At 72.7% G+C, this 16,716-nt stretch carries 17 protein-coding genes; 9 read left to right on the forward strand and 8 right to left on the reverse strand.

Going from position 1 to position 16,716, the window contains the following annotated elements; translation table 11 throughout:
• Window positions 1-95 precede the first annotated feature (95 nt).
• Together ABZS69_RS09360 and ABZS69_RS09365 are read left to right on the forward strand one after the other, a co-directional pair.
• Entirely contained in the window at window positions 96-515 is a 420-nt protein-coding gene (locus tag ABZS69_RS09360) for a hypothetical protein (RefSeq protein WP_355368969.1), read from the forward strand.
• 149 nt (window positions 516-664) lie between these two features.
• Entirely contained in the window at window positions 665-865 is a 201-nt protein-coding gene (locus ABZS69_RS09365; RefSeq protein ID WP_355368971.1) for a DUF5708 family protein, read from the forward strand.
• Window positions 866-901: 36 nt separating this feature from the next.
• Here the strand turns inward: ABZS69_RS09365 and ABZS69_RS09370 are convergent, their stop codons facing one another.
• Window positions 902-2,386 (reverse strand): IclR family transcriptional regulator C-terminal domain-containing protein, encoded by a 1,485-nt coding sequence (locus ABZS69_RS09370; RefSeq protein WP_355368973.1) that lies wholly within the window; start codon window positions 2,384-2,386, stop codon window positions 902-904.
• 119 nt (window positions 2,387-2,505) lie between these two features.
• On the opposite strand from ABZS69_RS09370, the gene ABZS69_RS09375 reads away from it, so the two are divergent.
• Genes ABZS69_RS09375 through pcaG form a run of 5 tightly spaced genes read left to right on the forward strand, consistent with a single transcriptional unit; the run spans window position 2,506 to window position 6,336 of the window.
• Window positions 2,506-3,288, forward strand: coding sequence for a CoA transferase subunit A (locus ABZS69_RS09375; protein WP_355368975.1), 783 nt, complete (start codon window positions 2,506-2,508; stop codon window positions 3,286-3,288).
• Entirely contained in the window at window positions 3,285-3,914 is a 630-nt protein-coding gene (locus tag ABZS69_RS09380; protein WP_355368977.1) for a CoA transferase subunit B, read from the forward strand. Before ABZS69_RS09375 ends, ABZS69_RS09380 begins: the two co-directional genes overlap by 4 nt.
• Entirely contained in the window at window positions 3,911-5,056 is a 1,146-nt protein-coding gene (locus ABZS69_RS09385; protein WP_355368979.1) for a thiolase family protein, read from the forward strand. The genes ABZS69_RS09380 and ABZS69_RS09385 overlap by 4 nt, the downstream gene beginning before the upstream one ends.
• 6 nt (window positions 5,057-5,062) lie before the next feature.
• A complete protein-coding gene (gene pcaH / locus ABZS69_RS09390) occupies window positions 5,063-5,815 on the forward strand; it encodes a protocatechuate 3,4-dioxygenase subunit beta (protein ID WP_355368981.1) in 753 nt (250 codons plus the stop codon).
• Complete coding sequence (pcaG, locus tag ABZS69_RS09395) at window positions 5,812-6,336, forward strand: protocatechuate 3,4-dioxygenase subunit alpha (protein ID WP_355368983.1); 525 nt, start codon at window positions 5,812-5,814, stop codon at window positions 6,334-6,336. Before pcaH ends, pcaG begins: the two co-directional genes overlap by 4 nt.
• Window positions 6,337-6,341: 5 nt before the next feature.
• Here pcaG and ABZS69_RS09400 read toward each other — a convergent pair whose 3' ends face one another.
• The 4 genes from ABZS69_RS09400 to ABZS69_RS09415 all read right to left on the reverse strand — a co-directional run bounded on the left by ABZS69_RS09400 (window position 6,342) and on the right by ABZS69_RS09415 (window position 11,336).
• Complete coding sequence (locus ABZS69_RS09400) at window positions 6,342-7,001, reverse strand: hypothetical protein (protein ID WP_355368985.1); 660 nt, start codon at window positions 6,999-7,001, stop codon at window positions 6,342-6,344.
• Between the two features lie 68 nt (window positions 7,002-7,069).
• Entirely contained in the window at window positions 7,070-7,501 is a 432-nt protein-coding gene (locus ABZS69_RS09405; protein ID WP_355368987.1) for a hypothetical protein, read from the reverse strand.
• 76 nt (window positions 7,502-7,577) lie between these two features.
• Window positions 7,578-9,410, reverse strand: coding sequence for a histidine kinase (locus tag ABZS69_RS09410; RefSeq protein WP_355368989.1), 1,833 nt, complete (start codon window positions 9,408-9,410; stop codon window positions 7,578-7,580).
• A 78-nt stretch (window positions 9,411-9,488) separates the two neighbouring features.
• A complete protein-coding gene (locus ABZS69_RS09415; protein ID WP_355368991.1) occupies window positions 9,489-11,336 on the reverse strand; it encodes a serine hydrolase in 1,848 nt (615 codons plus the stop codon).
• Between the two features lie 123 nt (window positions 11,337-11,459).
• Between ABZS69_RS09415 and ABZS69_RS09420 the strand changes: the two genes are divergently transcribed.
• Together ABZS69_RS09420 and ABZS69_RS09425 are read left to right on the forward strand one after the other, a co-directional pair.
• Window positions 11,460-12,065 (forward strand): response regulator transcription factor, encoded by a 606-nt coding sequence (locus ABZS69_RS09420; RefSeq protein WP_355368993.1) that lies wholly within the window; start codon window positions 11,460-11,462, stop codon window positions 12,063-12,065.
• 133 nt (window positions 12,066-12,198) lie between these two features.
• Window positions 12,199-13,263, forward strand: a complete 1,065-nt coding sequence (locus ABZS69_RS09425; protein ID WP_355368995.1) for a ThiF family adenylyltransferase — start codon at window positions 12,199-12,201, stop codon at window positions 13,261-13,263.
• A 62-nt stretch (window positions 13,264-13,325) separates the two neighbouring features.
• Here ABZS69_RS09425 and ABZS69_RS09430 read toward each other — a convergent pair whose 3' ends face one another.
• From ABZS69_RS09430 to ABZS69_RS09440, 3 genes are all read right to left on the reverse strand, one after another.
• The gene (locus ABZS69_RS09430) at window positions 13,326-14,222 is read right to left on the reverse strand and encodes a discoidin domain-containing protein (RefSeq protein ID WP_355368997.1); all 897 of its coding nucleotides are present in this window, start codon (window positions 14,220-14,222) and stop codon (window positions 13,326-13,328) included.
• A 20-nt stretch (window positions 14,223-14,242) separates the two neighbouring features.
• The gene (locus ABZS69_RS09435; protein WP_355368999.1) at window positions 14,243-15,799 is read right to left on the reverse strand and encodes an alkaline phosphatase D family protein; all 1,557 of its coding nucleotides are present in this window, start codon (window positions 15,797-15,799) and stop codon (window positions 14,243-14,245) included.
• A 92-nt stretch (window positions 15,800-15,891) separates the two neighbouring features.
• Window positions 15,892-16,677: a DeoR/GlpR family DNA-binding transcription regulator gene (locus tag ABZS69_RS09440; protein ID WP_355369000.1), complete on the reverse strand. Its 786-nt coding sequence runs from the start codon at window positions 16,675-16,677 to the stop codon at window positions 15,892-15,894.
• Window positions 16,678-16,716: the final 39 nt, after the last annotated feature.

Here is a 16,716-nt window from a genome sequence, read left to right on the forward strand (position 1 = left end):
GGCATAGCTTTGCCCGGCGGGATTTTGTCTTTAGACATTACGGGCATGGGTGCAGACGAGGTCCGGGGCCTCAACGCGCCGGGAAGGAGACGATCATGACGACCTCGACGTCACCGTTCGCATTCCATGGTGGTGGCTATTCGGGCTGGCTCGGGTTCGCCGGCACGCTCTCGCTGGTGCTGGGGATCTTCAACATCATCGAAGGCGTCATAGCCCTGTTCAAGACGTACTTCTTCGTCACGCCCGGCGGCCACCTGCTGGTGTGGAACTACACCGCATGGGGCTGGGTCTGGCTGGTGATCGGTGTCCTGCAGTTCGCGGTGGGGCTCGGCGTGCTGGCCGGGATGATGTGGGCCCGCTGGGCCGGGGTCGCCCTGGCCGGGCTCGCGATGATCGGCCACTTCGCCTTCATGGTGGCCTTCCCTCTCTGGTCGGTGATCGCGATCGCGCTCTGCGCCCTGGTGATGTACGGCCTGATCTCGCCGGCCCGAGGGGCGACGGGCGTTCGCGGGTGACGATCGCGCGGTGCGCGGCGGAGGGAGGAACGGGCCGCCGCGCCGCGTCACCCGAAAGATGTACGCCGATCTCCTCAGCGGGCAGGAAGACCCGCGGTCAGGGCCGTCGCTAGCGTTGCGGGAAACGGCTCTGATCGAAAGAGGTCCCCATGACTGCCGCCCGCAGGACGTTCCTCACCGGACTGGTGGTCTTCGTCATCGGGCTGGCGCTGTGGCTGTTCGGGCTCGACATCGAGATCGTCGTGTTCACCCCGTCGAAGGTCGGCGTGGTCATGATGGTGCTCGGCGCGATCGAGGCCGCGTACGGGCTCTACCGGATGGCCCGCGGCGAGCGCGCCGAGCGCGGCTGAGGCCGCGCACGTCGCGTTCGTCGCTGGAGCCGCCGATCACGGCGTCGCGGGGACGTGCAGGAGGTCGGCCGACATCCTGGCGGCCGTCTCGGTCAGGGCCGGCAGCACGTCGCGGAGCAGGTCGGCGCGGGTGGCCCGGCTGGCGTGGGTGGCGACGTTGACGGCCGCGACCACCCGCCCGTCCCGTCCCAGGACCGGCACGGCGATCGACCGGACCCCCTCCTCCAGCTCCTGGTCCACCAGCGCGTAGCCGTCCTTGGCGGCCTGCCGGACGGCCGCCCTCAGCCGGTCCGGCGCCGTGATGGTGTGGCGGGTCAGCGGCTCGGGCGCGACGGCGGCCAGCCGTTCCCCGGGCTGGTCGGCCAGGAGCACCCGCCCCATCGAGGTGGCGTACGCGGGGAAGCGGGTGCCGACCGTGATGTTGACGGTCATGATGCTCACGGTGGGCACGCGGGCCACGTACAGGACGTCGTCGCCCGACAGCACCCCGACCGAGGCCGACTCGTGGACGCGGGCCACCAGGTCGGCCAGGTGCGGCTGGACGACCTCGCCGAAGGTGCGCTCCGACAGGGCGGCGTAGCCCAGCTCCATCACCTTGGGCAGCACGGCGAAGCGGGAGTCGTGGCAGGCCACGTAGCCCAGCCGGGTCAGCACCTGCAGCGATCGCCGCACGGTGGCGCGCGGGAGCCCCGTGGTCTTGGCGGCGTCGGCCAGGCTCAGCCCGCCGCGGGCCGAGCCGAGTGACACCAGCACGGCCAGGCCACGGGCCAGCGACTGCAGATATCCGCTGCCCAGCTCATCCTTCGCGGCACGTGACAGGTCCGTGCTGGCGGCCAGCGGGGGCCGGGTCGCCGGCTCGGTCAGGGCCGCCTCCATGGCCGCGACCGTCTCGCGCAGCCGGGGGAGCGCGTTGTCGCGCAGGCTGGCGGCGGTGTGCCGGCTGGTGTGGCTGACGACGCTGACCGCGCAGACCGCCTGCCGCCCCGGGTCGCGTACGGGCACCGCGACCGCGACCAGGCCCGGCTCGATGAGCTGGTCGTCCTCGGCCCACGGCGCGGCGGGGTCGAGCAGGGCCAGGCCCGCCGCGCAGCGGTCGGCGGGCAGCAGGTCGCCCACCCGGAAGGCGACCGACATGGTGCGCCTGCGGGTGAACTGGCCGATGAAGCGCACCCCGTCACCGTCGCCGACGGCCAGCGACACGGACTCGTCCAGCTCCTCCGCGAGCCGCCGGGCCAGCGGCGCGAGGGGGTCGCGCAGGCCGCCGCAGGCGAGATACGCCTCGCCCAGCTCCATCAGGCGCGGCGCGGGCAGCAGGTCGCGCCCCTCGGCGCGGACGTGGCCGAGGTGGACCAGGGTGGCCAGCACACGGTCGACCGTGGACCTGGCCAGCCCGGTGGCGCGCACGAGGTCGGTGGCGCGCATCCGCGCGGAGCGCGCGCGACCGTCCCGCCCTCCGACAGGGTCCGCCGTCAGCGCCCGCAGCACGGCCAGGCCGCGTTCCAGGGTCCCCGCTGGCTCCATCCGGCCCTCCTCCGCTCCGCCAAGGCACTTTGACACGAGCACGGTCACGTACGCATACTCGACATCACAATAGTGAACTAATGTTCACTATGCGAACACTCCCCAACGGATGGAGCGTCGTGCGGAGAGACAAGGTGGTCGCGACCGCGGAGGAGGCGCTGGCCGGCGTGTCGGACGGCGCGACGTTCGCGGTCGGCGGCTTCGGGCTCAGCGGCATCCCCAACGTCCTGATCCAGGCCCTCTACAACACCGGTGTGCGGGGGATCGGCGTGGTGTCGAACAACTGCGGGGTGGACGGCGGCGGCCTCGGCGTCCTGCTGGCGGCCGGCCGCATCGCCCGCGTGACCGCCTCCTACATCGGCGACAACAAGGAGTTCGCCCGCCAGTACCTCGCCGGGGAGCTGGAGGTGGAGCTGACCCCGCAGGGCAGCCTGGCCGAGCGGCTGCGCGCGGGCGGCGCCGGCATCCCCGCCTTCTACACCCCGGCCGGGGTCGGCACGCCGGTCGCCGACGGCGGCCTGCCGCTGCGCCACAACCCGGACGGCTCGATCGCGGTGGCCTCGCCGCCGAAGGAGGTCCGCGAGTTCGACGGCCGCGCGTACGTGCTGGAGCACAGCATCACCACGGACTTCGCGCTCGTGCGGGCCGCCAAGGGGGACCGGCACGGCAACCTGGTCTTCAACAAGGCCGCCCGCAACTTCAACCCCCTCGCCGCGATGGCCGGCCGGGTCACGGTCGCCGAGGTCGAGGAGTTGACCGAGCTGGAGCCGGACGAGGTGCACCTGCCCGGCGTGTTCGTCCAGCGGGTCCTCGTCCTGACCCCCGAGCAGGCCGCCGACAAGGGAATCGAACGGCGCACCATCTCCGCGCCTCCGGCACGGGAAGGGAGCACCACCTCATGAGCTGGACCAGGGACGAGATGGTCGCGCGGGCGGCGGGCGAGCTGCGCGACGGCGACTACGTCAACCTCGGCATCGGGCTGCCCACCCGCATCCCGTCGTTCCTGCCGCCCGACGTGGACGTGATCCTGCACTCGGAGAACGGCATCCTCGGCGTCGGCCCCTACCCCGCCCCCGACGCGCTGGACCCCGACCTGATCAACGCCGGCAAGGAGACCGTGACCGTGCTCCCGGGCGCGGCGTTCTTCGACTCGTCGCTGTCGTTCGGGATGATCAGGGGCGGGCACATCGACGTGGCGGTGCTGGGCGCGATGCAGGTCTCGGCGAAGGGCGACCTGGCGAACTGGATGGTGCCCGGCAGGCTGGTCAAGGGCATGGGCGGGGCGATGGACCTGGTCCACGGCGCGGGCCGGGTCATCGTGATCATGGATCACACCGCCAAGGACGGCACGCCGAAGATCGTCAAGGAGTGCTCGCTGCCCCTCACGGGGAAGGAGTGCGTGCACCGGATCATCACCGACCTCGGCGTCCTCGACGTCACCGGGGCGGGGCTGAGGCTGGTCGAGACCGCGCCCGGAGTGAGCGTGGCCGAACTGCGCGACCGCACGGAAGCGGAGGTAGCCGTATGAACACCGTCTACATCGTGGACGCCGTCCGCACGCCCTTCGGCCGATACGGCGGGGCGCTGTCCGGCATCCGCCCCGACGACCTGGCCGCCCACGTCGTCAAGGCCGTCGCCGAGCGCAACGACGTGGAGGCCCCCGACGAGGTGATCTTGGGCAACGCCAACGGCGCGGGCGAGGAGAACCGCAACGTCGCCCGCATGGCCGCGCTGCTCGCCGGCCTGCCCGTGACCACTCCGGGCGTGACCGTGAACCGGCTGTGCGGCTCAGGCATGGAGGCCGTCATCCAGGCGTACCGCATGATCGCCCTCGGCGACGCCTCCACGGTGATCGCCGGCGGCGTGGAGTCGATGACGCGCGCCCCGTGGGTGCTGCCCAAACCGGACAAGGCGTTCCCGGCCGGCGGCCAGGAGCTGGTCTCCACGACGCTCGGCTGGCGGCTGGTCAACCCGAGGATGCCCGCCGAGCACACCGTGCCCCTGGGCGAGGGCGCCGAGCTGATCGCCGACCTGCACGGCGTCGCCAGGGCCGAGCAGGACGCGTACGCGCTGGCCAGCCACCAGAAGGCGGCCAAGGCATCGTTCGAACGCGAGATCGTCCCCATCGGCGGCCTGACCAGGGACGAGGGCATCCGCGAGGACACCGGCCCGGACAAGCTGGCCCGGCTCAAGCCCGTCTTCCGCCAGGGCGGCACGGTCACCGCGGGCAACTCCTCGCCGCTCAACGACGGCGCGGCGGCCCTGCTGCTGACCGACGAGGCGGGGCTGCGCGGCCGCGAGCCCCTGGCCAGGATCGTCGCCGGCGCGGCCAGTGCCCTCGAACCCCGCCACTTCGGGCTCGGCCCGGTCGAAGCCTCGCGCAAGGCCCTGGCCAGGGCGGGCAGGGGGTTCGGCGACCTGGCGAGCGCCGAGCTGAACGAGGCGTTCGCCGCGCAGGTGCTCGGCTGCCTGGCCGAGCTGCCCGACCTCGACCCCGCCATCGTCAACCCCGACGGCGGCGCCATCGCCCTGGGACACCCGCTCGGTGCCTCCGGCGCCCGCATCACCGGCACCCTGGCCCACCGGCTCGCCGCGGCCGGGTCCGGCACCGGGCTCGCGTCCCTCTGCATCGGTGTCGGCCAGGGCCTGGCCCTCGTCCTGGAAAGGTAGCCGCAGATGACCCCACCCCTCACCCAAGCCGACATCGACCGCGAGATCGCCGACCTCCACCAAGCCCGCTCGGGCGAGGAGGCGAACCATCCCGATCGCGACTTCGCCCCCTACCGCAGCAGCCTGCTGCGCCACCCGAAGCAGCCGCTCGTCGCGCTGAAGGACCCGGAGGCCGCGGAGCTGGCCGGACCGGTCTTCGGCGTCGCCGACGTCGCCCCGTTCGACGCGGACCTGACCAGGCAGCACGCCGGCGAGCCGCTCGGCGAGCGGATCACCGTCCAGGGGCGGGTGCTGGACCGCGACGGCCGCCCGGTACGCGGCCAGCTCGTGGAGGTCTGGCAGGCCAACGCCTCGGGCCGCTACCTCCACCAGCGCGACGACCATCCCGCGCCGCTCGACCCCAACTTCTCCGGCGTGGGCCGCTGCCTGACCGACGACGAGGGCCGCTACGCCTTCACCACGATCAAGCCCGGCGCGTACCCGTGGCGCAACCACGTCAACGCCTGGCGGCCCGCGCACATCCACTTCTCGGTGTTCGGCACGGCGTTCACGCAGCGGCTGGTCACGCAGATGTACTTCCCGAACGACCCGCTGTTCCCGTACGACCCCGTGCTCGGCTCCGTCACCGACGAGCGGGCCAGGCAGCGGCTGGTCTCCGCCTACGACCACGACCTGTCCGTGCCGGAGTGGTCGCTGGGCTACCGGTGGGACATCGTGCTGGACGGCCCCGCCGCGACCTGGATGGAGGAGGGCCGATGAACCCCACCCCCTCGCAGACCGTGGGCCCGTTCTACGGCTTCGCGCTGCCGATCCCCCGCGGCGGCGACGTCGCCGAAGGCGGGATCACCGTCCACGGGTACGTCTACGACGGCGCGGGCGAGCCGGTGCCCGACGCGCTGCTGGAGTTCTGGCAGGCCGACCCGTCCGGCAACCTCGAAGGCGCGCCGGGCACCCTGCGGCGCGACCAGGTCAGCGGCGCGCTGCTCGGCAGGAGCGGCGTCGGCTTCACCGGCTTCGGCCGGGTGGCCACCGACGCCGACGGCGGCTGGGCCCTGCGCACGCTCCCGCCCGGCAACGGCTACCTCAGCGTCTGCGTGTTCGCCCGCGGCCTGCTCCACCACCTCTACACCCGCATCTACTTCACCCCGGACGCCTTCCTCGGCTCGCTGCCCCCCGAACGCGGGCGGACGCTGGTGCCCGTGGAGGAGCGGGCGGGCCTCTACCGGTTCGACATCCATCTGCAGGGCGACAAGGAGACCGTCTTCCTGGACTTCGGCTGATCTCCTCAGACCAGGCCGACCATGAAGCCCTCGTCGCGGATCCCCAGGTAGATCGCCGGACGGTACTGCCGCATCGCGTGCTCGATGACCGGGATGTACTTGGGGTTCGAGCCCAGCGGGAGCCGGTAGCCGTTCTTGACCGTGTGGAACTCCCACAGGTGCTCCATGTCCGGATGGCGCGAGCGGAAGCCCGGGTCGGCGGGGAAGAGGTCGAGGCGGACCATCGTCTTGCGCATGATGTAGTCGGCCGGTTTGACGCGGGGCTGCCGCGTACGCGAGATGCCCACCCCGGACAACTCGGCCCACGGGGCCGCCCACGGGCGGCCCTGGGGGTCGTCCCAGCGCACGCCGTAGCCGTCGAAGACGAGCTTGCGCGGCCGGCTGAGCTTGCGCCAGGTGATGATCGGCAGCAGCCCGATGAACAGGAAGACCAGCCCGATGACCAGGACGGCGACGGCGGAGCCCGAGCCGCCCGTCGTCTGCCCGGTGAGCGCCGAGAAGATCGCCATGAGCCCGATGACGCCCGCGACGGAGCCGCCGATCAGCGCCTTCACCTTGGCGTCGCCGCCGACGTCGATCACCACGGGGGGCGGCGCGAAGGCGGGGTGCTGCTGCGGGGGATAGGGGGCGTTGAACGGTGGCTGCTGCTGGGGGCCGTACGTCATGAAACGGCAGGTTAGTCGGGATCGCGCGGCGTGCCGTGACGCTTCGTACATTTACGAAGCGTCCAGAGTCACCTGGACCGGAGCACGGTGGGGCGGATCTCGCTGAACAGCCGCAGCGTCACCGGCCGCACCCGCCACCCCGGCCAGCGCAGCCGCAGCGGCGAGAACGTCGCCGTCAGGACGATCTTCAGGTACGAGCTCCCGGTCAGCCCCACGGGCACCCGTGCGCAGAAGCCCGACACGTCGGCCCGTGCCGTCCGGCGGCCCAGGTGCAGCAGGCTGCTCCCGCGGACCTCGGTCCCGCCCTCCAGACTCGCCGACTCCCACAGGAGCTCGGGCGCCCCGGGCAGCGAGAGCCGCAGCGTGAAGCCCGCCAGCGACTCGTCCGGGCTCAGATAGAAGGAGCCGTCGAAGTCACGGGTCTCGTGGCCGCTCGAAAGCGTCGCCTCGCTGGCGTCCATGACGATCCGCCAGGCGCTGGGATCGGTGTTGGGGATCAAGGGGCTCACCTCGCTGTTCGGTACGCCGCGTCTACACAGACAAGACGTCGTAGCCCCCGCGAATGTGACATCCGGGTCAATGCTCTCTCTCCGCGACGACCACGGGTGGCCCCATGGGCAGGGTCACGTCGAGCCGGAAGCGGCGATCCCGGGAGGCGGTCGTGAGGCGGCCGCCCCGGGCGGCGAGCCGGGTCGTGAGGTTGGCGACGCCCTGCCCGTGCTCGGCGGGGCCACCGGTGACGTCCTGCCCGGGTCCGGCGGGGCCACCGGAGACGGCCTGCCCGGGTTCGGTGGGGTCGCCGGTGACGCCGTGGCCTGGCTCGGCGGGGTCGCCGGTGACGCCGTCGTTGTCCACGCGCAGCCGTACGAGGTCGTCGCGGGCGGACAGGGCGATCGTCACGTGGCGGGCCCGGCTGTGCCGCAGGACGTTGGTGACCGCCTCGCGGACCACGACGGCGAGCAGGGCGTCGGCCTCGGGGAGCAGCGGCGGCCGATCGGCGTCGATCTCCACGGCCGCGCCGGCGGCCTCGAGGACCTCGCGGGCAGAGGCCAGCTCGGCGCGCAGCCCGAGCCCGGGTTCGCCGTCCCCGGGAATGGCCCGCAGGTCGGCGAGCGCGGCGCGGGCCACGGTGACGACGCCGGCCAGCTCGGTCCCGGAGCGGGCGGGGTCGCGGGTGGCCAGCTCGGCCTTGACGGTGATCGCGGACAGGCTGTATCCGATGAGGTCGTGGACGTCCTGGGCGATCCTGCGCCGTTCCCGGGCCGCGGCCAGCCCGGCGAGCGCCAGCCGCGACTCGCGCACCTGGTGGACCAGCCGCCCCACCGCGTGTAGCCCGTAGAACATGGCCGACATGCCGACCACCTCCACCAGGGCCGCAGGAACGCCCGAAGCCGAGCCGGACCGGGCAAACAGCACCGCGGGCACGCTCGCCACCACCACCGCGTACAGTGCCCACGCCGGCCGCGGCGCGGGGATCACGATCAGCAGCGCGGCGGCGGCCCAGCCGACGAGCTGGTAGTACGGGCGGTCCGGTTCGAGCAGCGGTAGCCACGCGAGCAGCAGCTGCGCGGGCAGCGTCCAGGCGGCCTGCCTGGGCCGGGCGCCGGGCGGGCGAGGCAGCGCGTGGTACGCCTGCAGCACCACGACCGCGACGACCGCGCCCCAGTACGCCACCCGCAGCCCGACCGGCACCGGCGCGCGGGCGATGACGATGATCGCGGCGACGGGGAACCACAGGTAGACGACCGTCAGGATGGGCAGCGCGAGCCGCGGGGTCAGGTCGCCGGGCGGCGGGCCGGCCGGATGGGTCGCCGGCGGCCCGGGACGCTGCCTGACCCGCTGTGCCGCCCGCCGGGTCAGCGGCGGGATCTCCCCGGCCCGCCCGGCGGCGGCCAGCCCGATGACGCGCGAGAGCGTGGACCCGAGCATCGCGTCCAGGTCGTGGCCGGCCCGCTCGCGCTCCTCGGCCACCGACCGCGCGGCCAGCTCGGCCCTGGTGGCGTGGAGCTCGTCGCGCAGGTCGCTGAGCCGGGTCAGGGCGAACACGACCAGCCCCTGCGTGGCCGTGTTGCCGACCGCGTTGACCCAGAGGTAGGCGTCGGAGCCGAGGTTCACGACGCCCGCGGCGGCCGTCACGCCGCCGAAGAGCACCCACCGGAGCGGCCCGCGGGCGACCAGCAGGACGGAGGCGGCGAAGAACGCCGACGGCCCCCCGAACGGGACCGGCCCCATCCAGGCGAACAGCGCGGCCTGGCCCGCCACCAGCCACCAGCCCCGCAGCCGCCGGGTGCGGGGCAGCGAGCACAGCAGTTGCAGGCCGAGGGAGAGCAGCGCCGGCACGCCCGGCAGCCCTGCGGCCGGGGGGATCACCAGGAGGAGGAGCACGACCAGGATGATGAGCGTGGACACCCGATCCCCACCGCGAGACGACCGTCACCGTTTCGCGGCCCAGCATCCCACAGCGCGTGCCCGGGTCCCGGACGAGGATCAACCGAAGACGCCCCCGACCAGGTGGTACGCGTACGCGACGGCCATGAAGCCCGCCGAGACGAGCGCGAAGGCCGTGTAGGAGACCCGCCCGGCCAGGCCCCACCAGCCCTTCCACCAGGCGCCCGCCGAGCAGGCCACGACCCCGCCGGTGAGGACGAACGCCGTGGACGAGGCGACCAGGGCGGCCGTGAGCAGCGGGGACCCGAGGAAGATGGCGTCGGTGGGCGCGACGGCGATCGTGGCGGCGAAGCCGTAGGCGAAGACCAGGACGAGCACGCCGGTCAGCCAGGCGAGCCACCACGCGGTCCGGTGCCGGGCGGGCCGCCCCCGGAGCCGGCGGACCAGCGCCGCGACCGGCATCCCGAGCGCGGCCAGGACGAACGCGGCCAGGCCCGCGTAGACCAGCCACCCGTGCAGGCCGGCGGCCGAGCGCTCGAACGTGGCCGCCTCCTCCTGATGGCCGCCCGCCAGCAGGACGCGTCCGTCTCCCCCGGGCCCGTCGAAGGCGATGCGCTCCTGGCCGCCCCGCTCGGCGAACAGCCCCGGCCCGACGAGCTGCCACGTCTGCACGGGCTCGGCGGGATCGCGCGACAGGCCCGTGGTGGTGATCGTCCCGTCGCCCGCCGGCTCCACGGTCACGTTGGCGAACAGCGCGCCGGCCCTCAGCAGGTCGCCGCGGATCCGGGTCGAGGTGTACGTGCCCGCGTACGCCGAGGTGTCCCCGCGCACCGGCCGCGGGACGTCCGGCCTGCCGGGGAAGTAGCGGTCGACGATCCGGTCGACCAGGTCGTTCGCGGCGGCCGTGGAGTCCTCGCCGTTGAAGACGACGTAGATGCCGGTCCGCTGGTCGGGCAGCAGGGCCAGGAGGTGGTGGAAGCCGTTGATGTCGCCGCCCTTGAAGAAGATCCGGCGCCCGTTCCTGGCCGTCTCCTCCAGGCCGTACCCCATGCCCGGGAGGCGGTCGTCCTGCGTGTAGTGGCGGCTCATCATGGTCGTGCCGATGCGCCTGCCCAGGCGGGCGTCGTCGCCGAGCAGCGCGATCATCAGCCGCCCCATGTCGGCGGCGGTGGTGACGGGCCCGGCCCCGGAGGCGGGCGAGCCGTAGTAGCGCTTGTACGGGACGTCCCCGTCGTACCCCCGGGCCAGGCTGCCCACCAGGGCGGCGGGCAGCGGCGCCCCGAACGACGTGCCCTCCATGCCCAGCGGCGCCAGGACGCGCGAGCGCACGTACTCGGCGAACGGCTTGCCCGAGGCCAGCTCCACCAGGTGGCCCGCGAGGTTGTAGGCGCAGTTGTCGTAGGCGAGGACGGTCCCCGGCGGGCGCACCCGCTCCGGGCGGCCGTTCCTGACCACCTCCGCCAGTGGTTCGGCGGCACTCGGGTCCTCCCAGGACGAGCCGAGCACGTTGTCCGCGAACCCGGCCGTGTGGGTCAGCAGGTGCTCCAGAGTGACCGGGCGGCCCGGGAAGGTGTCCTCGATCTTGAAGGTCTTCAGGTAGGTGTTGACGTCGGCGTGCAGGTCGAGCCTGCCCTCCTCGACGAGCTGGAGCGCGGCGACGGCGGTGAACGTCTTGGCCGTCGAGGCCGTGAAGAACCCCGTGCGGGCCGCGTCCACCGGCATGAGCCGGGCCAGGTCGGCGTAGCCGTACCCGCGGGAGAAGACCTGCCGCCCGTCCGACACCACCGTCACCGCCGCGCCGGGGATCCCGTGCGCGGCGAGCTGTCCGGGCACCACCTGGTCGACGAGCGTTCCGACGTCCTCCAGGTCCGTCGCGGCGGCGGCCCGACCGGACAGGCCGCACACCAGCAGCGCGGTCGTCAGGCCGAGGAACAGGGCTTTCTTCATGCCTTCCAAGGTCGCGAACCCGGCCGGTCCACGACCAGTGCCGGACACCTCGATCCGGCATGTGAAACGCACGAACCGGACATCGGAAATATCATGGTCCCCACGGTTCGGGGGGAGTCGACAGTGATCCGGGTGCTGCTGGCCGAGGACATGCATCTGATCCGCGGGGCGCTCGCCTCGCTCCTGCGCCTGGAGCCCGACATCGAGGTCGTCGCCGAGGCGCCGGACGGGGACGCGGTGCTGCCCGTGGCGCTCGAGCACCGGCCCGACGTCGCCGTGCTGGACGTGCAGATGCCCGGCATCGACGGGATCGAGGCCGCCGCCGTGCTCCGCGAACGGGTCCCCGGCTGCCGCGTGCTCGTCCTCACCCAACTGGGCCGCCCGGAGGTGCTGCGCAGGGCGCTGGCGGCCGGCGTCCAGGGGTTCATGCTGAAGGACGCGCCGCCCGCCGACCTCGCCGCCGCCGTGCGCCGCGTCCACGCGGGCGCGGCGGTGCTCGACCCCGCCCTGGCCGCGGCCACCATCGCCGCCAGGGCGAACCCGCTGTCGCCGCGCGAGGTCGAGGTGCTGCGCCGGGCCGCCGGCGGCGACGACCTGCCCGAGATCGCCGCCGCGCTCCACCTGACCAGGGGCACCGTACGCAACTACCTGGGGGCGATCGTCACCAAGCTCGACGCCCGCAACCGGCTGGACGCGGTCCGCATCGCCACCGAGGCCGGCTGGCTCTGACACACCCGGTGTGGTGGCTCTGTAGCAGTTGTATGGCGCGCCGCGGCAGATTGGCTCCAGCGAAGGTGTGGGGGCGGCCCGCCATCCCCGTGCTCCGGGCCGCCCCCACGCCTTCACGGATCGGGGAGTGACGATGCGGATCGTGCTGAAGGAATGCGCATGGGAGTCCTCGGGCGAGGAGCTGCTCGTCCTCACCGACCCGCGTGAGGTGCTCACGCTCGGGGACGAGGACGGCCAGGTGGCGGCGCTCTTCGCGGCGCTCGGGGATGGACCGTGCACGGTGTCCGAGCTCCAGGGCCGATTGGCGGCGGCGGGAGTACACCGCGGCGAGGGGGACGTGCGCGCCGCCGTGGAGGCACTCGACGCGCTCGGCCTCGTCGAGTGCGAGTCCGACCGCACGCTCGGAGATCCCGGCCTGGACGACAGGCACCACTCCAACCTCGCCTTCTTCGGGGCGTTCGCTCGGTTCGACCGCCCCCGGTCGGACTTCGTCGGCAGCCTCAGACGCTCGCACGTGCTCGTGCTCGGCGTCGGCGGCGCGGGCTCCTCGCTGGTGCAGTGCCTGGCCGGGCTCGGCGTGGGCCGGTTGACGCTGGTCGACAGGGACGACGTGGAGTCGCGCGACTTCGCCGGGCAGTTCCTCTACCACCACGCCGACCTCGGCAGGCCCAAGGTGGAGTGCGCCGCCGAGTGGGTGCGGGCCTACGACCCGCGCATCGAGGTACGCGCCGTGGACCGCTGGATCACCTGCCCCGACGACCTGAAGGACCTTGTGGACGGCGCGGACCTGGTCGCGGGCGGCCTCGACGGGCCCCCCGAGGCCCACCTGTGGGCGAACGAGGCGGCGGTGCGGGCGGGAGTGCCGCTCGTGGTGGGCGGGATGACCGGCTCGCAGATCACGTACTACTCGGTGGACCCGGGGCGCAGCCCGTGCGTCCAGTGCGACTGGAACGGCCGCCCGACGCCCGGAGGCTTCGTCGAGCGCAACCGGGCCAAGCTGATGATCCAGAACGCGCCGATCGGCCCGCTGGCCATGCAGGTCGGCTCGCTGATCGCGTACGAGGCCATGCGTTACCTCACCGGGTTCGAGGCACCCCGGGCCGCGGGCACGTTCGTCAAGCTCGACCTGCGCGACGGCCTGGTCCCCGACCGCCGGCCCTTCACCGCCGACCCCGACTGCCCGGTCTGCCCGCGCTGACCACGGGCCCGGCGGTGGGGCCCTGGCGGTGAAGTCCCGCCGCCAGGGCTGACCGGGAAGTCCTAGCGGACCTCGACTTCCGTGATGCGGGTGTAGTCGTTGGCGCCGTTCGAGGCCAGGGCGACGATGCGGACCGCGTCCGCGGTGACCGCGGCGAAGTCCGAGCGGACGCTGCCCGCGGTGTTGCCCCGGACCTGCGCGACCGTCTGCCACTGGCCGTTCAGCCCCGCCTGGACGTCCCAGTCGCGCAGCCCGACGCTCGATGACGGGTAGCGCTCGGTGTTCAGGGTGTAGAGGTCGACCCGGGAGATCTGCTTGGGGCCGCCCAGCGCGATCGACACCGTGTCCGGCCAGGCCCTGGATGTGGCGTCGTTCCAGCCGTTGCCCCCGGCCCAGCCGTTCGAGCCCGCGTCGCCGTCGGCGATGCTGCACGCCGGGTAGTTGGCGTTGGTGTGCTGGGAGGAGGCGGTGACGGGGCGGCGCAGGGCGAGGTTGCCGCCGTTGTCGAGCCGGTCCAGCGTGACGACCTGGACGGGGACCGACAGGGTGCGGTCCGACGTCTTCAGGCGCAGCGCGTACTCGCCCTCCGGCGTCGTGGGCGGCACGGCGATCAGCAGCTTCGCGCCGAGCTCGTAGCCGGGCGGCAGGTAGCTGGTCAGCATCGAGCGGGATGCGGACAGCGGCTGGGTCACCTCGACGGACATGGTCGCGTACGTCGACTTCTTGGCGTCGCTGCGCATGCCGATCTCGATCTTGGCCGGGCAGGCCGGATCCACGCCGAGCGGGGCCACGACCCGCTCGGCGCCCGCGATGGGGGTCAGCTTGCCGGTGCCCTTGGAGTCGCCCGACCTGACGGTGAGCGAGGGGTTCGACGGGGGCTCGGAGGGGTCCTGCGCCCAGGCGGCCGGGGCGGTCACGACGACGGCGGTGGCGGCCAGCGCGGCGGTGAGGAGTCGCATGATCGGTCCTTCCTTCCTTGTCAGAGCGCGTGGAGGCCGGGCGCGCCGTCGAGGGTCACGAGGCTGGCCCTGGTGGAGACCGGCGCGCCGGGCCGGTCCACGTACGGCACCACCTTGAAGTCCGCCCGCCACTGGCTCCTGGTGACCTCGCAGGAGACGTAGCCGCGCTGGTAGCTGGAGAAGCGCAGATGCGGGTTGGTCGGGTCGACGCCGCCGGGCGGCAGGCCGGTGGCCGGGTTGCCGTTGCCGCCGCTGCTGACGGAGGTGCCGACGAACTCCACGCCGACCGTGCGCGAGGAGGGGTCGTCGAAGTTCGTCTTGAGCTCTCCGGCCAGGTTGTAGTGGATGTCGCCGGTCAGCACCACGGGGTTGCTGACCTGCCGGTCCACCATGCCGTTCAGCACGCGGTCCTTGGCCGCCTTGTAGCCGTCCCAGAGGTCCATGCTGAGCCGCTGCGCGGGCCCGGCGTCGTAGTCGAGCTGGATCATGGCGATCTGCTGGGCCAGCACGTTCCACTTGGCGCGGGACGCGCCCAGGCCGTCGAGCAGCCACTTCTCCTGCTCGGCCCCGAGCATCTGCCGGGCCGGGTCGAGCCGGTCGGCGCAGTCGACCTGCTGCCCGTCGCCGCACACCTGGTCGTCGCGGTACTGCCGGGTGTCCAGCACGTTGAACTCGGCCAGGTCGCCGAAGGAGAAGCGGCGGTAGATCCGGGCGTCGGGCCCCTGCACGGCCGGCACCCTGAGGGGCATGTTCTCCCAGTACGCGCGGAAGGCGTTGGCGCGGATCACCATGTAGTCCTGTTCGGACACCTCCCCGCCGGGGCCGAACCGGCCCGCCCAGTTGTCGAGCACCTCGTGGTCGTCCCACGTGACGATCCACGGCGCCGCCTGGTGCGCGGCCTGCAGGTCGGGGTCGCTCTTGTAGAGGCCGTACTGGACGCGGTAGCGGTCGAGCGTGTCGCACTGCACCCGGAACTGCTCGGGCACCGGCGTGTTGCGGTTACCGCCCGTGGGGACGATGCCGTACTCGTAGATGTAGTCCCCGAGGTGGAAGACGACGTCGGGCCGCTCCTCCGCGAGGTGGCGGTAGGCCGAGTAGTAGCCGTCCTGCCAGGACGCGCACGAGGCGAAGGCCAGGTGCAGCGAGTCGGGGCTGCTGCGCGGTGCGGGCGCCGTCCTGGTCCTGCCGACCGGGCTGATCTCGCCGCCGGTGCGGAAACGGTAGTAGTAGTCGCGGCCGGGACGCAGCCCCTTGGCGTCCACGTGGACCGAGTGGCCGTACTCGGGGGTGGCCCACGTGGCGCCGTCGCCCACGCGGCGGGTGAACGCCTCGTCCTCGGCGATCTCCCACTCGACCTTGATCTTGTTGTACGGCAGCCCGCCGAGCGGTTCGAGCGGCCGGGTCGCCAGCCGGGTCCAGAGGATGACCCGGTCGGACAGCGGATCGCCGGACGCGACGCCGAGCTGGAAGGGGTAGTCGCCTCTCACCGTGGCCCCGGCCGTCCACGGGTGGGCGAGGTCGGTGCTGAACGCCAGGGCTAAAGCGCTGAGACCGAGGAACGAACGACGCGAGTGCATGCAACTTCCTCAGATGGGTAGCAAAGCCCTCACTTTGTAGCAAGCAGGCAAGCTTGTAACAAGAGTCAAGTTACAAATCACAGATCAGAGTGTTACAACTGCGCGACCTCGACCCGCCGATGCCGGTCGCGCAGGCGCTGCAGCATCTCGGCGGGCGCGTTGGAGTCGACCACGATGACGTCGAACTCCTCCAGCGGCGCGACCCGGTGCAGCGCCACCCTGGCCAGTTTCGAGCCGTCCACGGCCAGGATCCGGCGGGTGCCCGAGCGCAGCATCGCCCGCTTGACCAGCACGATCTCCTGCTCCTGGTGGAAGGCGTACCGGTCGGAGACCGCCGAGGTGGAGACCACGACCACGTCCGTGCTGACCGCGCCGACCGCGTCCACGCAGCCGAGGCCGAGGAACGAATCATGGGTGGCGTGATATTCGCCGCCGAGCGCGATGAGCCGGATGTCGGGGGTGGCCGAGAGCAGCCTGATCGCCTCGAGGAAGTTCGTCAGCACGGTCAGTGGCGCCAGCTCGCCCAGGTGGCGGGCCACGGCCAGGGCCGTGGTCGAATCGTCGAGCATCACCGAGCTGCCCGGCTCGATCAGCCCGGCCACCACCCTGGCGATCGCGTCCTTCTCGGGGGTGTGCGCCGTGAGCCGGTAGGCGATGTTGCTCTCCCAGACGTTGGAGGCCTGGGCGGTGGCGCCGCCGCGCACCTTGCGCACCATGCCCTGGCGCTCGAGCTCGTCGAGGTCGCGGTGCACGGTCATCACGCTCACGTCGAAGCTCTCCGCGAGCTCGGTCACCGTGGCCGAGCCCCGCCGCACGATGTGCTCGGCCATGCCCAGCCATCGGGCGGACTTGCCGGAGGTGTGCTGCCGCGAATTCAACCTGAGCCCTCACCCTCGCTAGGACGGTTGCGGATCCTA

This window comes from Nonomuraea sp. NPDC005650, from assembly GCF_040605375.1.
Lineage (GTDB): Bacteria > Actinomycetota > Actinomycetes > Streptosporangiales > Streptosporangiaceae > Nonomuraea.